General features: G+C 64.5%; 19 protein-coding genes. 7 read left to right on the top strand and 12 right to left on the bottom strand.

The genetic code is table 11. From position 1 onward, the window contains the following. Positions 1–294 precede the first annotated feature (294 nt). Together QW868_RS11315 and QW868_RS11310 are read right to left on the bottom strand one after the other, a co-directional pair. Positions 295–528, bottom strand: a complete 234-nt coding sequence (locus QW868_RS11315) for a DUF6894 family protein (protein WP_315712992.1) — start codon at positions 526–528, stop codon at positions 295–297. 224 nt (positions 529–752) lie between these two features. Continuing rightward, complete coding sequence (locus tag QW868_RS11310; protein ID WP_315739109.1) at positions 753–983, bottom strand: hypothetical protein; 231 nt, start codon at positions 981–983, stop codon at positions 753–755. Between QW868_RS11310 and QW868_RS11305 the strand changes: the two genes are divergently transcribed. Further along, a complete protein-coding gene (locus QW868_RS11305) occupies positions 964–1,152 on the top strand; it encodes a hypothetical protein (protein WP_315782872.1) in 189 nt (62 codons plus the stop codon). The genes QW868_RS11310 and QW868_RS11305 overlap by 20 nt on opposite strands. A gap of 2 nt (positions 1,153–1,154) precedes the next feature. On the opposite strand, the gene QW868_RS11300 is transcribed toward QW868_RS11305, so the two are convergent. The 4 genes from QW868_RS11300 to QW868_RS11285 all read right to left on the bottom strand — a co-directional run bounded on the left by QW868_RS11300 (position 1,155) and on the right by QW868_RS11285 (position 4,259). Continuing rightward, on the bottom strand, positions 1,155–1,481 hold the full coding sequence (locus QW868_RS11300) for a cupin domain-containing protein (protein ID WP_316230573.1): 327 nt from the start codon (positions 1,479–1,481) through the stop codon (positions 1,155–1,157). Continuing rightward, positions 1,478–2,140 (bottom strand): YqcI/YcgG family protein, encoded by a 663-nt coding sequence (locus QW868_RS11295; protein ID WP_315782868.1) that lies wholly within the window; start codon positions 2,138–2,140, stop codon positions 1,478–1,480. The genes QW868_RS11300 and QW868_RS11295 overlap by 4 nt, the downstream gene beginning before the upstream one ends. 116 nt (positions 2,141–2,256) lie before the next feature. Next, positions 2,257–3,549, bottom strand: a complete 1,293-nt coding sequence (locus QW868_RS11290; RefSeq protein WP_315782866.1) for an MFS transporter — start codon at positions 3,547–3,549, stop codon at positions 2,257–2,259. Then, complete coding sequence (locus QW868_RS11285; RefSeq protein ID WP_315739103.1) at positions 3,549–4,259, bottom strand: hypothetical protein; 711 nt, start codon at positions 4,257–4,259, stop codon at positions 3,549–3,551. The genes QW868_RS11290 and QW868_RS11285 overlap by 1 nt, the downstream gene beginning before the upstream one ends. A gap of 65 nt (positions 4,260–4,324) precedes the next feature. Between QW868_RS11285 and QW868_RS11280 the strand changes: the two genes are divergently transcribed. From QW868_RS11280 to QW868_RS11270, 3 genes are all read left to right on the top strand, one after another. Next, positions 4,325–5,344 carry a GlxA family transcriptional regulator gene (locus QW868_RS11280; RefSeq protein ID WP_315756162.1) on the top strand — a complete coding sequence of 340 codons (1,020 nt, stop codon included), beginning with the start codon at positions 4,325–4,327 and terminating at the stop codon, positions 5,342–5,344. 197 nt (positions 5,345–5,541) lie between these two features. Then, entirely contained in the window at positions 5,542–5,781 is a 240-nt protein-coding gene (locus tag QW868_RS11275) for a hypothetical protein (RefSeq protein WP_315812938.1), read from the top strand. A gap of 151 nt (positions 5,782–5,932) precedes the next feature. Continuing rightward, positions 5,933–6,286 carry a phasin gene (locus QW868_RS11270; protein ID WP_315739142.1) on the top strand — a complete coding sequence of 118 codons (354 nt, stop codon included), beginning with the start codon at positions 5,933–5,935 and terminating at the stop codon, positions 6,284–6,286. Positions 6,287–6,394: 108 nt separating this feature from the next. Here QW868_RS11270 and QW868_RS11265 read toward each other — a convergent pair whose 3' ends face one another. The 3 genes from QW868_RS11265 to QW868_RS11255 form a co-directional block, all read right to left on the bottom strand. Then, the gene (locus tag QW868_RS11265) at positions 6,395–6,709 is read right to left on the bottom strand and encodes a c-type cytochrome (protein ID WP_315739101.1); all 315 of its coding nucleotides are present in this window, start codon (positions 6,707–6,709) and stop codon (positions 6,395–6,397) included. Positions 6,710–6,860: 151 nt separating this feature from the next. Beyond that, the gene (locus QW868_RS11260; RefSeq protein ID WP_315739100.1) at positions 6,861–7,013 is read right to left on the bottom strand and encodes a hypothetical protein; all 153 of its coding nucleotides are present in this window, start codon (positions 7,011–7,013) and stop codon (positions 6,861–6,863) included. A 275-nt stretch (positions 7,014–7,288) separates the two neighbouring features. After that, positions 7,289–7,537, bottom strand: a complete 249-nt coding sequence (locus QW868_RS11255; RefSeq protein WP_315739099.1) for a hypothetical protein — start codon at positions 7,535–7,537, stop codon at positions 7,289–7,291. A 425-nt stretch (positions 7,538–7,962) separates the two neighbouring features. Between QW868_RS11255 and QW868_RS11250 the strand changes: the two genes are divergently transcribed. Further along, positions 7,963–9,081, top strand: coding sequence for an OpgC domain-containing protein (locus QW868_RS11250; protein WP_316230572.1), 1,119 nt, complete (start codon positions 7,963–7,965; stop codon positions 9,079–9,081). Positions 9,082–9,091: 10 nt separating this feature from the next. On the opposite strand, the gene QW868_RS11245 is transcribed toward QW868_RS11250, so the two are convergent. Further along, entirely contained in the window at positions 9,092–9,352 is a 261-nt protein-coding gene (locus QW868_RS11245; protein ID WP_315782901.1) for a hypothetical protein, read from the bottom strand. Positions 9,353–9,550: 198 nt separating this feature from the next. Here QW868_RS11245 and rocF point away from each other — a divergent pair, with 198 nt between their 5' ends. Further along, the gene (gene rocF / locus QW868_RS11240) at positions 9,551–10,525 is read left to right on the top strand and encodes an arginase (protein ID WP_316230571.1); all 975 of its coding nucleotides are present in this window, start codon (positions 9,551–9,553) and stop codon (positions 10,523–10,525) included. 55 nt (positions 10,526–10,580) lie between these two features. Here the strand turns inward: rocF and QW868_RS11235 are convergent, their stop codons facing one another. Together QW868_RS11235 and QW868_RS11230 are read right to left on the bottom strand one after the other, a co-directional pair. Then, positions 10,581–12,212: an NAD-dependent malic enzyme gene (locus QW868_RS11235; protein WP_316230580.1), complete on the bottom strand. Its 1,632-nt coding sequence runs from the start codon at positions 12,210–12,212 to the stop codon at positions 10,581–10,583. Between the two features lie 195 nt (positions 12,213–12,407). Continuing rightward, positions 12,408–13,712 carry a divalent metal cation transporter gene (locus tag QW868_RS11230; RefSeq protein ID WP_315739096.1) on the bottom strand — a complete coding sequence of 435 codons (1,305 nt, stop codon included), beginning with the start codon at positions 13,710–13,712 and terminating at the stop codon, positions 12,408–12,410. A gap of 165 nt (positions 13,713–13,877) precedes the next feature. Here QW868_RS11230 and QW868_RS11225 point away from each other — a divergent pair, with 165 nt between their 5' ends. After that, positions 13,878–17,732: an ATP-binding protein gene (locus QW868_RS11225; RefSeq protein ID WP_315782858.1), complete on the top strand. Its 3,855-nt coding sequence runs from the start codon at positions 13,878–13,880 to the stop codon at positions 17,730–17,732. Positions 17,733–17,818: the final 86 nt, after the last annotated feature.

Here is a 17,818-nt window from a genome sequence, read left to right as displayed (position 1 = left end):
GGTTCGATGAGCGGGGAAGGGAAACGGGGCGTTGCCGAATGGCCCAAGCCACCGCGCCCTTCCTCGACTCTACCCGTCGGTGGCGCAGCGGTGGCGTTCGTTGGCGACCGAGGGAAGGGGAGAGCCGGTCGAGCGGAGCGGCGGGGGGCTGACACTCAGGGCGCTCTTGATGCCGAAGCGGCCTGATCGCGCGCCAAACGTACACACTCAAGGGTTGTTCGGCTTTTCGTTTCCTCTACGAAAAGTAGAAAAAATAGTCAGCGCGCAGTCTCTGCTGGCACGCCTATGAAAAAATCAGGACAGGCTGGCCTTCACTGCAGCCGGATAAACCGGCTCACGGTGAACCTCCGCGCCAGATTCGTCGACGACGACGATGGACAGCCTGCGGTCGGTGATGCGCGGGTCGTGCCGGAGTCGCCGGGCCAAATCCCGGCTGTGCTCGATCGCCCCCGCACTCGTCGCAAATTCCAGGCCGGTCCGGTCTCTGGTCGGAATGCCATCCTTCATATCGAAATAATAAGTGCGCATGGTCTTCCTGCAGCCGCTGTGTGGCGGGAGTGGGCACGGAGCCCGAGCGGGATCCGCAACCCATTCTTCCCCCAAAGCAAACTATAGAAGACCTCTAATGTGGAGGACAAGCTTACCGCTGCCGTAATCCCCGCGCATTGTTCGGTAAACGACCGTTTCCACTGGTATCGTCAGCCAGAAACTGCCAGAAGACCCAAATTGTGACGCCGAAATCAACCCACCGGTCAGTTCGGCTTGCTGCGAGAGTTGTTCCCTGGCATACTTTCAACCTCATCGGGTTCCGCACGGTCGATTTCCAGGCGGGCCATCCTGAGGATCAGGGTCGCAGTCGTCAGACCGAGACTTTCAGCCTCGATTGCTGCAGTATCTACCTTGCGTGCAAGGCCTTCACGTTTGCTAAGGACTGGCATTACCGTTTCCTGCCAAAGGTGCGAGATGAAGAATTCAACATTCATCGCGGAGCTGCACACGAAGCTCGGAGCCCCATCGAGCGAAGCCGTGGAAAGCCTTCGTCTGCTGAAGGCGTTCCTGAAGCTGGCTCCGGGCCAGCGCATCGAGGTGATCGAGATAGTCGAGCGGTTGACCGCAGACGCCCTTTCGGAGACCGACCGCCCTCTGTCCTGACCTCATCCCTCCCGATTGCATGCAATGGTTGCGGGTGGCCGCGTAGCGATCGCGTAGATTGCATCATCCAGCGCTTCCGATTCGTGCAGCGTCCCGGCCGGCAACAGGATCTTGTCGCCGGCGGTACAGATGCGCTCGCCGCCTTCCCAACGAAACGCGAGCCGTCCCTTGATCACGACGAGGATTTCGTCGACGGGGTGGGTATGGAAGGCGTGAACCTTGCCGGCTGCATCGTGCTGCAGCTCGATGCAGCCCTGCGTCGGCAACAGCGCCAGGATGTCGGGATCGATCGCGAAGCTGGTCTTGGTTCCAGCGATGATCTGGGTCATGCAGCCTGCTCCTTGTCTGTAATGGACGATGGCTTGGTCTGCGCCAGCTTGTGGAAGGGACAGGCCGGCGGCGGCTGGTTGTCGTCGTAGAGGAAGTACTGTTTGAACTCCCGGCCCTCCGGATTGCCGTAGCGTCCGAGCTGGGGCGAAGGCGCCGTCGTGTCGAACGGGACCAGCCGTTTGCGCACCTCGCCGAAGGCCTTGGCCGCCGCCTCGTCCGTGCCGAGCATCCGTTCGAACACCCAGCGCGGTTGGAAGGTCAGCATGAATGCGCTCGATCGGCGGCTTTGCCGCATCACATGTGCGGGCGTGCTGCAGACGACGAAGATCGGCTCCCCGGCGAACGAGAACTCCCACATCGGATGATCGACGGTCTCGGGAATTTCGGCGGGCCACGGCTGGCTGTCGACGCGCGCCAGCTGATCGAGGATGTGCCAGAATTTCTTGTAGTAGGAGTCGATGGTCTGGACCGGGCGCGGGCGCGTGAACAGCACCAGCGAGGTGTTGGGCCCGTGCGAGCGGCTCTCCGAGACGAACAAGGCGAGCTGCTGGCCGAGCACGTCGATGTCGATGGGGTCGAGAAACAGATAACGAAGCTGATCGTGACGATAGCCCGCGACGCCGAATACGCACGGAAAGGGTCTTGCTTCGCTGCTCATCTGAGCCTCGAATTCCGAAAACAGGACGCTCTGCCAGGTGCCGGCCTGATGGCCGGATCGGACTTCGTCCCTTCTCAAATACAAACGCGACATACTGACCCTCTCTGTTCTTATGCTTAAGTACGAAGTATCAATTCGCGCCTCATCATCAGCGGCCCAAGGAGTCCAGGAAGCGACATCAGGAGAAGAATCTCGATCAGGGCTGCGTAGCCGGAATCGCTGGCGGCACTGCGCAGGCTTGATCCGATGTCGGGGTCGAGGCCGCTTGCAGTCACCATGGCAAAGGCGATCGCCGGCTGAGCCAGCCCGGCAAAAATGCCGGCGGCTGTCGTATTGATCGATGCGCCGACGCCGATGCGCTCCGCCGTGTAGAGATGCTTCGTGCTTTTCAGGATCAGCGGCACGGTGCCCCCGGCCACCAGACCGAGCACGGCGAACACCGCGCCGACATAGAAGAAGCCGAAGCTGTGCGCCAGTGCCGGCAACAGCATCACGACGAGCAGCATGCGCAGCAGGGTGATGGAAATCAGGGCTGCATTGAGCGACTGCATCCGGTCGGCGGCATGGCCGAGAAAGATCGATCCGATGGCGTTGCCGACCATGAAGGCGAGCAGAGGGCCTCCGGCCGCTGACGGCGAGATGCCGAAATAATGCGCGACCATCGGGATGCCCCACACCCCGGCAAGCGTGGTCACGACCGCGAAATGCGCAGCGAAGCTCATGGCGCAGCCCCAGGTCGCGGCCGATCCGAGCGCATGCCAGCTTGTGACCAGGACGCTCTTCAGCGTCCGGCTGGTGTAGTTCGCAGGTGCGGATTTCAAGGTCGCGGACGCGCAGGCAAAGTTCGCGACGCCGACGCAGGCGATGAAGAGAAAACAGGCGCGCCAGCCGAAGCCGCTGACCGCAGCGGCGAGCGGGGTCGTGGCGAGGACGCCGCCGACATAGCCCGACACCTGGGAGATGCCGGACATCAGGCCGAAACGCTGGTCGGAAAAGTTCTGCGCGACGAGCTTCAGCAGCGCCGTGAACACCAGCGCGTCGCCGCACGCCACGACCACGCGTGCGACGAAGACGTCGAACAGGGTAGGCGACAGCGCGAAGGCGGCGCTGCCGAGCACCGACGCCGTCATGCTGCACAGGACGACACGCTTCACACCGTAGCGGTCGACCAGAACGCCCGCGGGGATCTGCATCAAGGTGTAGCCCCAGAAGTAGCTGGAGGCGAGCATCGCGACGCCGGAGGCGTCGGTGCCGAAGTCGCGCATGAAGTCGAGGCCCACGGTCTGCGGCGACATCCGCTGCAGGAAGGCGACGGCGTAGGCAAACGCGACCGTTCCCCACGCAACATAGGCGCGATCGAAGAACCGGAGCGAAGAGGACGCGACCGCTTGTTGTCCGAGCGCCGCCATCACACCCTCGCATAGCCGACGGAGAACAGGGCGTCGGCGGAATCCGGGATGATCCGCGACATCGCGGTCTCGACCAGCGAGGCCCTGCCGTGATAGTCTTGCCTGATATGCTGGATGTGTCCGTAGGCGCCGCGCATGATCATGCGGGGCACCTCGAGCGGCTTGCCCGGATAGATCGTCGCGCACATCTCGACGCAGGCGGCCTGCAACTCCGCATCCGCCGCCTCATCGAGCAGCGACGGCGCGACCCTCTCGCAGATCTTGGCGTTGGCAGCCCACACGATCGGGTTGCGCGTACGCCATCCGTAAAGAATTTCTTCGCCGGGCGTGGCCGACCCAGGATGCTTGAGGATCTGCGACGTAAAGAACCCATACAGGCCACGACCCTGATGTGCGGGTAGTACTTCGGTTCCACTGCGATAGATGGCCAGCCGCTGCGCGATGGTCATCACGCGATAGACCGAAAACGCGACCAGTCCGATGTGATCGTAGACTAGAACGAGGCCGTATTTGCTGTTGAACGGCGATGAGGCCGCGGTCCAATGGGGTTCGATTGCTTTCCAGTTAATGGCAATGATCGAATTCATCGCATCCATGATCGGCTGCCGATCAGGCAGCTCGATCTCCGACGCGTCGGAAAAGCTGTAGACGGTGTAGTCGTCCCATGGCGAGGCGATCGTCTTGTATCGGCCGTCCAGGTTGCGCGACATCACGTGAACTCCAGCACTGCAAGGTCGAGCTATACAGGCGGTCCTCCGATGGCTTAAAGGACAATATGCCCTCGAATCCTGCCAACTCTCCCCGGCGTGCTGCGGTGCGTCGAGATGGTGCCGAAAGGCGGCTCGCCATCTTTGCCTTTCCCGGAGTGACGCTGCTCGACGTTTCCGGCCCGGCGCAGGTGTTCGCCGAGCTCAGCGAGATCGAGCTGCCGGGGCCGGGCTATGCGCTCAGCTACGTGTCCAAGGAGGGCGGACTGGTGCCGACCGATGTCGGCCTGATGATCGACACCGCGCCGCTCTCGTCCGTGAAGCCTGAGGAGGTCGACACGCTGCTGATCCCTGGGGGGCCGGGCATCTGGAAGCTGCGGCAGGACGAGACGGTGATGCGGTGGATCGGGGAGGTGCTCCCGGGCGCCCGGCGGATCGCATCCGTCTGCCTCGGCGCCTTTGCGCTGGCCTGGGTCGGCGCGCTGGAGGGCAGGCGGGCCGCTACACATTGGCGCTACTGCCCCCGCCTGCAGGACAGTTTTCCGAACGTGAAGGTCGAGCCCGACGCGATCTTCGTGCAGGACGGCCGGGTCTGGTCATCCGCAGGCGTGAGCGCCGGCATCGATCTGGCGCTGGCGATGATCGAGGAGGATTTCGGTCATACGATCGCGCTCGACGTGGCGCGCCGGCTCGTCGTCTTCCTGAAGCGTCCTGGCGGCCAGAGTCAGTTTTCGACCGTCCTGGCGGCGCAGGCGTCCGACGTCGAGGGTCGGTTCAGTGCGCTGCATGCCTGGATCATCGAGAACATCGCGAGCGACCTGCGCGTCGAGGCGCTGGCCGCGAGAGCCGGCATGACGCCGCGCACCTTTGCCCGCACCTATGTCAGCCGCACCGGGATGACCCCGGCACAGGGAGTCGAGGCGCTCAGGGTCGAGACGGCGCGCCTCCTACTCGAAAGCCGCCAGGTCGAAAACGTGGTCGAAGTCGCCAAACGGGCGGGCTTTGGCGACGACGAGCGCATGCGGCGGGCGTTCCTGCGGCATCTCGGCGTGTCGCCATCGGAGTATCGGCGCCGCTTCTCGGGCTGAGCGGCGCTTGCCGCAACCGGGGCTGACAAGATTCGCCGGAGTCGACGCCTTTGCCTTTGCTTTCGGGTTAGTCTCGCCGCTCGCGTTGAGGCCAGAGCGGCCATGCCTTATGCGATCGCTCGAAGGCTTCCGTAAAAGGCCATGTGTATAACGCTGAAAATTTGATGCAGATCCGCCTCCGCGGACGGGAAAGGCCAATGACCAACATCGTTCCCTTTCGCACGAGGACACTCTCTCCTCAGGCCGCCTTTGCGACGGCTGAAGAGAAGGCCGCGGTTGTGGTGGCCGGTGCCGGCCACATGGACACCGTGCGAGCCGGTGCATTCGGTGTCAGGGAGGATGCGAGAAGAACTGTCCTCCTTCTCGATCTTGCCCTGCAGCATGCGCGAGAGCTCTCAGGCCTCGTTACGGACCGAGCGCGCGCGGCGGACCTATGATCGTCACCTCGCTTCGATCGAATACGCGCTGCAGAATACGCGCCAACGTATGGCCGCACTCTGACAGGCGCGCAGCTTTCTTCCGCATCTATTTGTACGGCGACGCAGGGAGTCGGATGTGGTAGTTGGATCTGTCGTGGAGGACGCAACGATGACCCAAACCAAACTGGAAGTGCCCGCTGAACTGCGGGACCTGGCCGAAAAGACCATCTCGCAGGCGGAAAAGGCGTTCGAGATGTTCTTCGACGCAGCCGGCAAATCGATCGGCACGGTTCCCGGACCTGCCGCCGACATGTCCAAGCAGGCGCTCACTCTCACCGAGCAGAACATCAAGACGGCTTTCGAACACGCTCGAAAGCTCGTTCACGCCACCGAGCTCGAGGAGGCGATGCGGATCCAGTCCGAGTTCCTGCGCAGCCAGTTCACCAACGCCGGTGAGCACATGAAGACGATCACGTCGAGCATCATGTCCGCCGCGAGCAAGGCGACCGAACCCAAGAGCTGAAGCGCGAGCCTCGCCGTCGCAGGAGCGACGGTCTGCATGGACAGAGCTCGGCGGCAGCGCTGCCGCCGAATGGACACGGGCGGACGAGACGGGCGAAAGAGCCCAGCCCTATTTTCGCAGGCTGCCGATATAGGCGGCGATGTCGGCCGCCTCCAGCCGGTTGAGCGGAAAGCTTGGCATCTTCGGATGCGGGTCGAGCAGGAAAAACGCGACCTTCTCTGGCGTGAAATCCGTCTTCTGAGCAATCTGAGCGAAGGTGGGAACGTCCGCGCTCGCCTGCTTCTGCGTCCCTTCGATGAGGTGGCATGAGGCGCACCAGCGACGGGCCAGATCCCCGCCGTGATCCGGATCGGCGGCCCATGCCGGTGTCGACGCCGCAGCCGCGATCGCGATCGCCATAACTCTCATCACCGAGGCGTGCATCAAGGAACTCCTGATCATTGTCTGTTGAGTGGTGGCATACCTCGCCGGAGTGACGGCGGGTGGCTCACGAAGGAATGTTTCGCCCCTGGAGAGGAGCGATCTTGGCGGCTCCGCCTCGCAGGCACGCGCGGCGCGTCGATGAATCTCGACGTCAATTACAGCATGATTTGGGAAAATGGGACAGGTCGATCCGGCTGACGATTGCCTTCAGGAGCGCGCCGGCGCGGCGCAGCCAAGACATATCGGCCGAGCGAGACACATCGGTCGAGGCGGTGATCGTCAGCTCTTCCGCAACGTAGGACATGTCGAGCCCTCCCTGTCGCTCAGCATCTTTCCGCTCAGCCTGTTGACGAGGTGCGTACCGCCGCATGCTGGGCATGCGGCGGCCTCATAGGCATCGAACTGGTCGGCAAGAGCCGGTGCGGCCAAGCCGATCTGAACGTTCGATCCCGTCTGGGAGCAGCGAAAAATGAGAGTTTCCATCGCCTGAACATGACAAATGCCGGCATCGATGCCTTGATCTGTCTCAACAGGCGATGAGCGGTCCGGCGCGCGCCGGACCGCCGGAGAGAGAGAAAGTCAGGTCAGGCCATGCGATGCGGCCTTCGCCATCTCGATCCGTTCGGCGACATTCACCGTGGACACGGAACCCGTTTGGGCCGCACGGAGCGCCGCATCGATCTTCGACTTCACGCGCCGGGCCGCGAGCGCGGCGAGTCTGGTCTGGGTGCGTCCGGTCTTGATCTGATCGCCGAACTCGTACCGCCATTCCCACATGTCCGGTTCAGCAGTCGCCACGACCGTATATTGGACACCTCGGTGGATCACGGAACCCCCCTGTCAACATTTCCACTGCAAGTCAACGTCTAAGCAATCTACAATCAATCCGGGCAAATACGGGACTGGAACAATTGCCAGTCCGGCGGTGGTGAGATGCTTAACACCACCATGCCGACAATGTTCCACAGGCACCCGGTTTCCGTGCACACTTTTCGAGTACGGATATTGGCCGTGCACAATCGGCTGAAATGACGGGGGGCAGCCTGAAGACGCAAACGGGGGGCTGCGCTCAATGGCCAACCTCGAAATCTGCCAGAAGGGTGGACGACGCGTGCGGCGGATTCGAGTTCCGATCGATGACCGGCAGGAGATATTAAGGCACAACATGCATGCCGGAGTCGATGTTGGTCGGCCATCCCGAGACGAGGTCCATCTTGTTTGCCGATGATCAAGAGCTGGCGAGGACGGATAGCGTGGCAGCCGGCAACGGCAACGGAGGTCGTGACCTCCGGGTCGACGCGTTCCGGGGGCTCGCCCTCTGGTTCATCTTCATCGATCATGTTCCGGACAATTCGCTGGCGTGGCTGACGCTGCGCAACTACGGCTTCAGCGACACCTCCGAGGTGTTCGTCTTCGTCTCCGGCTACACCTGCATGCTCGCCTATGGCGGAGCGCTGCCGAAGCAGGGCTGGGCGACCACGGTGGTGCGGGCGCTGCGGCGCGCCTGGGAGATCTATGCGGCGTTCCTGGTGCTGCTGCTCGCCTATGCGGCGCTGGTCTGGGTGATCGGCGGCGGCACGCGCTTCGTCGACGAGACCAACACCGGCTTCTTCTTTCGCGAGCCCGGGCCCACGCTGGTGCATGTGGCGCTGCTGCAATTCGCGCCCGTCAACACCGACATCCTGCTGACGTTTGCAATTCTGCACATCTGCTTTCCCGTCATCCTGTGGCTGATGATCACCAGCGCGACGTTGACGCTGGCGCTTTCATTCCTGCTCTACATGATGGTTCAGCTGTTCAGCTGGCAGGCGCCGGCGTGGCCGAGCGGCGAGCTGTATTTCAATCCGTTCGCCTGGCAGTTCCTGTTCGTGATCGGCGCCTGGTACGGCTGTGCCGGCGCCACACGCCTGCGTCCGCTCCTCGACTCGCGAATGCTGTTGATCGTGGCGATCGGCTATCTCGTGTTCAGCCTGTTGATGGCGCTCAGCTGGGAGTTCAAGAGTCTCGAGAACCTGATCCCGTCGGCCATCAGCGGCCTGATCTATCCGATCTACAAGAGCCACTTGGCGCCGGTGCGGTTGTTGCACTTCCTGGCGCTTGCCTTCGTGGTGTCGCGGCTGGCTCCGCGGGACTGGAAGGGGCCAATCCGTCCGCTGATGACGGCCATGATCAGGTGCGGCGAGAACTCGCTCCCGATCTATTGCCAGGGTGTGCTGCTGGCCTTCCTCGGCCAGGTCGTGCTGACCGACGTGGCGAGCGGGTTGGCGATGCAGGTCCTGATCAGTGTCGCCGGGATTGCGATCATGGTCATCGCGGCCACGCTGCTGACATGGGAATCGCAGCTCGACCGGCGCGGACCGCGGCTGTTCTGACCGCCGTTCCTCAACGCCGGCGTGCGACGGTGACCCCGAGCAGGAAGGCGACGAACAGGCTCGTGAGCGGGGCCTCGCGGGTGATCGCGCTGATGGTCGACAGGGCGGTCCCGGGCCGCCGCGCGTCCCTTGCCGCTTCGCTCAGCCGGTCCACGGCCGCACTCAGGGTACCCACCACTTCGCCGAGTGCATGCGACATGTCCGTTGCGGTGTCGAGGGCGCGTTCGGCGACGCCCGGCTGCGGAGGTGTTTCGAACGTTTCGCTGCTCACTGTCGTTGCCTTCTTGCCGCGGCTCGTCGGATTGGCACCCTCGTGCCGACGCGATTCGGCCGAGGGGCGCATGTAACGCTCGTGGGAAATGCCTGCTGATGCGATTGGTTCCCTGGGACCGAGACGCATCGCCGGCGAAGCGCGCGGTGCAAAATCGCGCTACGCTGGGCGCCCGGCCGTCGATGAAAGGATTCCGTCTTGGCTTCTCCAGACCTTAAGGCGCCACATCGCATCGCCGTCCTTGGTGCTCCGATCGATCTCGGCGCGTCGGTCCGCGGCACGCTGATGGGGCCTGCTGCGCTGCGCACCGCAGGTCTCATCAGCGTGCTGGAAAGCCTCGGGCTCGACGTCACCGACTACGGCGATGTCGGCATCGCCGACATGACGGAGCCCGGTGACGAGCCGCCGGTGAAGGCCAAGCACTATCGCCAGATCCAGCGCTGGTCGCGGGTGCTGGCGCGTCGCAGTCACGAGCTGGCGCAGACCGGCGCCATCCCGATGTTTCTCGGCGGCGACCATTCGCTGTCGATGGGGTCGGTGAACGGGATCGCGCGCCATTGCCGCGAGATCGGGCGGGAGCTGTTCGTGCTCTGGCTCGACGCACATGCCGACTACAACACGCCCGAAACCACCATTACAGCGAACATGCACGGCATGTCCGCCGCGTTCCTGTGTGGCGAGCCGGGTCTCGACGGCCTGCTCGGCGACGAGGCGCGCACGCCCATCACCCCAGATCAGTTGGAGCTGTTCGGCATCCGCTCGATCGACAGGGCGGAAAAGGAGCTGCTGCGTCTCCGTCGTATCAGTATCGCCGACATGCGCGCCATCGACGAGTTCGGCGTCGGCGTACTGACGCGCCGGATCGTCGACAAGGTTCGTGCGCGGAACGGCGTCCTGCATGTGAGCTTCGATGTCGACTTCCTCGATCCCGAGGTGGCCCCCGGCGTCGGCACGACCGTACCTGGCGGCGCGACCTATCGCGAGGCTCATCTCATCATGGAGATGCTGCACGATTCCGGGCTGGTGCGTTCGGTCGATATCGTCGAGCTCAACCCGTTCCTGGACGAGCGCGGCAAGACCGCGCGGGTCGCAGTCGAACTGATCGCCAGCCTGTTCGGCCAGCAGATTACCGATCGGCCAACGCCCACCAACGCGATCGTGCCGGACCAATAGGTGGATGCCTCTTCGCTCGCCACTGGTGAGTCCGAGGCATCCGAGGGCGTCGAGATCAGTAGCGGGCGTCGTACATCTTCGACTCGACCAAGCCGAGCAGATCGTTCGGCGCCGGCCCCGTGGCGAGCCCATTCTGATAGGCAACGCCGGCCACCGCGGCGCCGATCTGGGCAGACACCTCGCGGATGCGCGGCAGCGCCGGGTACAGGCTGCCCTGCTCGAGATCGGCGCCGGTGACGCAGTTCGCCAGGGTGTGCGCGGCAGCCATGAACATCTCGTCCGTCACCAGCCGCGCGCAGCTGGCGATGGCGCCGAGGCCGACACCGGGGAAGATGTAGGAGTTGTTGCCCTGGCGCGGCACGAAGGTCTTGCCGTCGAGCTTGACCGGATCGTAGGGGCTGCCGCAGGCGAACAGCGCGCGGCCCTGGGTGTAGCGATAGGCCGACTCCGCCGAGCATTCCGCCTTCGAGGTCGGATTTGAGAGCGCAAAGATGATGGGGCGCTCGTTCAGCTCGGCCATGGCCTGCAGCACTTCCGGCGTGAAGGCGCCGCCGACGGCCGCAACGCCGATGATCGCGGTCGGCTTCAGCGTCCTGATCGCGGTCAGGAAGTCTGCGATCGGGGCCTGGTCGTGCGCATAGCGTAGCTTATGGCCGTGCAGGTTCTCTCGCCCCTTGATGACGAGGCCGCGCGAGTCCATCAGCCAGTTGCGCCGCAGCGCCTCGGCTTCGGACAGGCCCTCGGCCATCATGGCGGAGACGACGAGATCCGCGATGCCGGTGGCCGCCTCGCCGGCGCCGAGGAACAGCACGGTCTGGTCGCGCAGCTTGCCGCCAGTGATACGCTGCGCCGAGAACAGGCCGGCGAGCGCCACGGCTGCGGTGCCCTGGATGTCGTCGTTGAAGACGCAGGTGTCGTCGCGATATTTGTGCAGCAGCTTGAACGCGGCGTGGTTGGCGAAATCCTCGAACTGGATCAGCACGCCCGGGAAGGCGGCGCGCGCGGCCGTCATGAACTCGTCGACGAACGTGTCATAAGCTTCGCCCGTAAGGCGCTTCTGGCGCAGCCCAATGTAGTAGGGGTCGGCCAGAAGCTCTTCGTTGTTGGTGCCGACATCGAGCATGACCGGCAGGCACTCCTCCGGATGAATGCCGGCGCACGCCGAGTACAGCGACAGCTTGCCGACCGGAATGCCCATGCCGTTGGCGCCGAGATCGCCGAGCCCGAGAATGCGCTCACCGTCGGTGACGACGATCAGCTTGGCGCGATATGGCCAGTTGGCGAGGATCTCCGCGATCCGGCCGCGGTCATTGGCCGAGATGAACAGGCCGCGCGGACGCTGGAAGATCAGGCCGAATTTCTGGCAGGCGAGGCCGACGGTCGGCGTGTAGATCAGCGGCTGGATCTCGTCGATGTTGTCGCAGACCACCCGGAAGAACAGCGCTTCGTTGCGGTCGTGCAGTGCATTCAGTGCCACGTACTTCTCGAGGTCGCTGGACAGGCTGCGAAGATTGACCAGGATCCGCTCGGCCTGGGCCTGCATCGACATTACGCCGGCGGGCAGGAAGCCGCGCAGGCCGAGCGCATCGCGCTCCTGCTCGGTGAAGCCGGTGCCCTTGTTGAGCAGCGGATCGCGCAGCAGCGCGAGTCCGCGCGGGGAATAGGGGGATAGCGTCGGTGCGCTCATGCGTTGCGGTTGGGTCAAGGCAGTCTCCGAGGTCCTTTATTCGAGCACCGCCATACCGGAGCGCGCCCAGCGTTGATCGGCATCAATCGCGGCGGGATGGCGGGAACGGACTGTTAACACAGTTTACGTCCCGCGTTGCACCAATGACATTGTGCAACTGCGTTGCAGTCGACGCAGAGGGAAACGCGATGGTCGCTAGGCGCGGCCCGTGACGAATGACCACAGCAGGGCCAGCACGGCGATGGCCATGATACCTGTCCCGATCCATCCCAGGGCGATCAGCCAGGACCGTCCGCGGAAGCGGCCCATCAGCCCGGCATTGGACACGATCACCATCATCATCGCCATGATCGGCACGGCGGCGATGCCGTTGAGCACGGCGCTCCACACCAGCATGTGGATCGGGTCGATGCCGGTGAAGCCGAGCCCGAAGCCGATGATCGTGGCGGCAGCAATGATGCTGTAGAAGCCGACCGCCTCGTCCGGCTTGGCCTCCAGGGTCGCGTGCCAGCCGAAGGTCTCGGCGACGGCGTATGCCGCCGAGCCCGCCAGCACCGGGATCGCCAGCATGCCGGTCCCGATGATGCCGAGCGCGAACAACAGGAAGGTGAGGTCGCCCGCGAGCGGGCGCAGGGCTTCGGCCGCCTGCGTCGCCGAGTCGATCCTGGTGATGCCATGCGCGTGCAGCACCGTGGCGGTCGTCACGATGATGAAGAACGCGATTGCGTTCGAGAAGATCATGCCGATCGTGGTGTCGATCCTGATCCGTCGGAGGTCGGGGTGGTCCTTCTTCGACAGCTCGCGCAAGGGACGGTCGACCTTGCCCTGGTTCATCTCCTCGACCTCCTGCGAGGCCTGCCAGAAGAACAGGTAAGGGCTGATGGTGGTGCCGAGGACGGCCACCACCGTCAGCAGATAGTCGGCCTCCGTCGACGGGCTGGGCCATACCGCCGCGAGCAGCGCCGTGCTCCAGGGCACTTCGACCATCAAGGCGGTCGCGACGTAGGCGAACAGGCTGAGGGTCAGCACCTTGATGAACGGTGCGTAGCGGCGATAGGGCAGGAATACCTGGAGCAGCGTCGACCCGGCGGCGAAGATCAGCGCGTGCTCATGGTTGAGACCGCCGATCACCAGCGACAGCGCCTCCGCCATCGCCGCGATGTCGGCTGCGATGTTGAAGGTGTTGGCGCCGACCAGGAGGGCGACGAGGCCGAAGACGATCCCGCGTGGCGCAAGCGCAGTGATGTTGGCCGCCAGCCCTTTGCCGGTGACACGGCCGATGCGCGCGCTCACCAGCTGGATCGCGATCATGAAAGGCGCGGTCAGAAAGACCGTCCACAACAGCCCGTAACCGAACTGCGCGCCAGCCTGGGAGTACGTCGCTATTCCCGACGGATCGTCGTCGGCGGCACCGGTCACGAGACCTGGACCCAAAACCCGGAATACGCTCCAGGGCGACCGTTTCGGTTTGTTCGGTTCGGATGCAACGGTCATGGCCATGGCAGTGCTCCCCCGGCGGTGTATGTCTCTCGAAGTCGCACGCCCTCTTTTCGTTCCCGGCTCCGGAACCGGAGGGGAGTACCAGCGTTCCAGATCACGTCGGATTTCGACCAAGGGGGACGCGTGCCGGACCAGCGGCAAACAGGGCATGATCAGGAGCTCGGCATGGCCGAGCGCGAGAGGCTTTTCGCCGGAGGCAGTGAGCTGGCCGGACTGATGTTGCGGTTCGATTGGGAGAGCACCTCGATCGGAACGCCGGAGCATTGGCCGCAGAGCCTGAAGACGGCCGTCAGGCTCATGCTGACATCCCAACAGCCGATCTGGATCGGTTGGGGAAGGGAGCTGATCTATCTCTACAATGATGCTTACAAGACCATCATCGGCGGTAAGCATCCCTGGGCTCTCGGTCGCCCGACGTCCGCGGTCTGGCACGAGATCTGGGAGGACATCGGTCCGCTGCTGGCAAAGGCCGGCGGCGGTGACCAGGGCACCTATGTCGAGGCGCAGCTCCTGATCATGGAGCGCAACGGCTTTCCCGAGGAGACCTACTACACGTTCTCCTACAGTCCCATACCGGACGACGATGGATCGCCCGGAGGAATCTTCTGCGCCAACACCGATGACACCCAGCGCGTGATCAGCGAGCGCCAGCTCTCGCTGCTGCGCGAGCTCGCAAATGCCGGGGCCGGGGCCCGCAGCATCGACCAGGCCTGCGCAAGCTGCGCGGACGCCTTGGCGCGGGAGTCGCGCGACCTTCCTTTCGCGATGATCTACATGACCGACCCGGACGGCGAGGCGGCGCGGCTGGAGGCCTTGACCGGCATCGACCGCGATCATCCCGCCGTTCAGCCGAGGCTGAGAATTCAGCCGGAAGGAACGTGGCCTCTGGCTGAAGCGCTGAGGCTGCAGGATGCGGTGCTGGTTCGCGATCTTCCGCGGCGGTTCGGCCTCAGCTTTCCGACCGGCGGATGGCGTCAGCCGCCACAGCACGCCGTTGTGCTTCCGCTGCCCGCGTCGGGGGAGGCCGGATGGGGCGGCTTCGTCATCGCAGGTCTCAATCCGTTCCGCCTCTACGACGAGAGCTATGCGCGCTTCCTGAACCTCGTCGCGGGGCAGATTGCAGCGGCCGTCAGCAATGGCGGGGCCTATCAGGCAGAGCGGCGCCGCGCGGAAGCGCTGGCCGAAATCGACCGCGCCAAGACGACGTTCTTTTCCAACATCAGCCACGAGTTTCGTACGCCGCTGACGCTGATGTTGAGCCCGCTGGAAGACCTGCTCGGCCGCGACGAGGCCCAACTCACCTCCGAAGCGCGATCCGTCCTCAGCCTGATCCACCGCAACGGCATTCGCCTGCTGAAGCTCGTGAACACGCTGCTCGACTTTTCGCGCATCGAGGCCGGCCGCATGACCGCGCACTTCGAGCCGATCGATCTTGCGGTCTTCACTGCCGAGCTCGTGTCCAACTTCCGCTCGGCGACGGATCCTGCCGGCCTGCGTCTCATCATCGACCCCAAGCCCCTGTCCGAGCCGGTGTATGTCGACCGCGACATGTGGGAGAAGATCGTTCTCAATCTGGTGTCGAACGCGTTCAAGTTCACCTTCGAAGGTGAAATCGCGGTGTCGATCGGCTTGTCCACCGACCGCAATCATGCCGAGCTCAAGGTTCGCGACACCGGCACCGGCATCCCGCCCAGTGAGCTGCCGCACCTGTTCGAACGGTTTCGTCGCATCGAAGGCGCGCGCGGCCGATCCTTCGAGGGCAGCGGCATCGGTCTCGCTCTCGTTCAGGAACTGGTGAGGCTTCACGGCGGGGAGATCGCTGTAGACAGCGCGCTCGGCCGCGGCTCGGTCTTCACCGTGCGAATTCCGCTTGGCTCGGCGCATCTGCCAGCGGGCCAGATCGGACCTTCCCATGTCCTGACCGTTACCAACGTGCGGGCCGAGGCCTACATCGAGGAGGCGCTCGGGTGGCTGAACGGCGGTGTGTCGTTCGAGCTTCCTCACCCGTCATCATCCGACGACCTCGGAGTCCGCTCCGCGACGGCATCGGCCCGTGATCGCGTGGTGCTCGCGGACGACAATCCCGACATGCGCGACTACGTCCGCCGTCTGCTCGGCGAGGATTATGACGTGGAGGCGGTCAGCGACGGCATGGCGGCCCTCGAGGCGGTCCGACGGCGCCGCCCCGATCTGGTGCTGACCGACGTCATGATGCCGGGGCTCGACGGCTTCGGCCTGCTGAAAGCGCTACGTAGCGATGCGCAGCTTCGCGACATTCCTGTGGTCATGCTGTCGGCGCGCGCCGGCGAGGAGGCCAAGGTCGAGGGGCTTGATGCCGGGGCGAGCGACTATCTCACCAAGCCGTTCAGCGCGCGCGAGCTGCTGGCGCGGGTGCGTGCCAATATCGATCTGTCGCGGGTGCGGCACGAGGCCGAGACCACGCTGCGTGAGCTGAACGAGCGCCTGGAGACGCAGGTCTCCGAGCGTACCGCGGAGCTGCAGGCCAAGGAGGCGCGGTTGCGGACGATCTTCGAGGCGAGCTACACGTTCCAAGCTCTGCTCTCGTCCGATGGGACGCTTCTGGATGCCAATGCGACCTCGCTCGAAGCGATCGCTGCGCCCCTGCACGAGGTCGCAGGGCTGCCATTCTGGGAGACGCCGTGGTTTGCGGGGACGCCCGGCACGCCCGAGCTGATCAGATCCCTGGTCGACGCCGTCGCTCGCGGCGACGGGGCCCGCCAGGAGTTGCAGCTCGAGCTGCCGGTCGGCGGCTCACGGTGGTTCGACTTCCAGATGCGGCCGGTGCGGGACGAGACCGGACAGGTGGTCGCCATCGTGCCCGAGGCGGTCGAGTTGACCGAACGGCGCAAGGCGGAGGAGGCGTTCCGCCAGGCCCAGAAGATGGAGGCGATCGGCCAGCTCACCGGCGGCGTCGCGCACGACTTCAACAATCTCCTGACCGTGATCCGGTCCTCGGCCGACCTGTTGCGCCGGCGCCAGCTGTCCCCGGAGCGCATGCGGCGCTACGTGGATGCGATCTCGGACACGGCGGATCGCGCCGCCAAGCTCACCGGACAGTTGCTCGCCTTCGCGCGGCGGACGCCGATGGAGCGCCGCGTCTTCGATGCCGCGGGGCATATCGAGCAGATCGAAGAGATGCTGCAGACCGTGCTCGGTGCGCCGGCCGCGATCGAGCTCGACCTGCAAGCGCGGCCGCTTCCGGTCGATGTCGACATCAACCAGTTCGACACGGCCCTCGTCAATCTCGTTGCCAATGCGCGGGACGCGATGGAAGGCCGGGGCGTCCTGACCATTCGCGGTCAGCTGCTGCCGCAGGACGGCCAGCCCGGGCGGCCGCAATTCGTCTCGATCGCCGTCAGCGACACTGGATGCGGCATTGCGCCCGATCAGATCGACCGCATCTTCGAGCCGTTCTTCACGACCAAGGGAGTCGGGCGCGGCACGGGTCTCGGCCTGTCCCAGGTCTACGGCTTCGTGCACCAGTCCGGCGGACGGGTGTTGGCGGAGAGCGAGGTCGGCAAGGGGACGACGCTGACCCTGCTGCTGCCGCGCACGCACAAGCCGTTGGAGCTGCGCGAGCGGACCGAGCACACTCCGGACATGGTCGTCGCGCGCTGGAACGTGCTGGTCGTCGAGGACAACCCGGAGATCGGCGAATTCTCGACCCAGCTGCTCGAGGATCTCGGCTATCGAACCGTGCTGGCGCGCAGCGCAAACGATGCGCTGCGCTTGATCGACGCGAATCCCGGTGGCTTCGATCTCGTGCTCAGCGACGTCGTGATGCCCGGAATGGACGGAGTCACGCTCGGCCGGGAAATCCGTCGCCGGCTCCCGATGATTCCGATCGTGCTCAACAGCGGCTACAGCCACGCCCTCGCCGACGGCGACCGCCACGGTTTCAGTCTCATCCAGAAGCCCTACTCGGTCGATGAGCTCTCGCGCGTGCTGCGTCAGGTCATGGCCGCACGCGAGGAAGGCGCCAAGTCGGCGTCGTCCTGACGACGCGCGCCGCGGCTTTCCCCTGACGTCGGCATCGCGCTCGTGATCCGCACTTGAAGGATGGTGCCCGGGCGGCGTATTTTCGG

It is taken from the genome of Bradyrhizobium sp. SZCCHNR1051, assembly GCF_032489615.1.
Taxonomy (GTDB): Bacteria; Pseudomonadota; Alphaproteobacteria; order Rhizobiales; family Xanthobacteraceae; genus Bradyrhizobium.
This window is presented reverse-complemented; position numbering and strand designations above follow the sequence as displayed.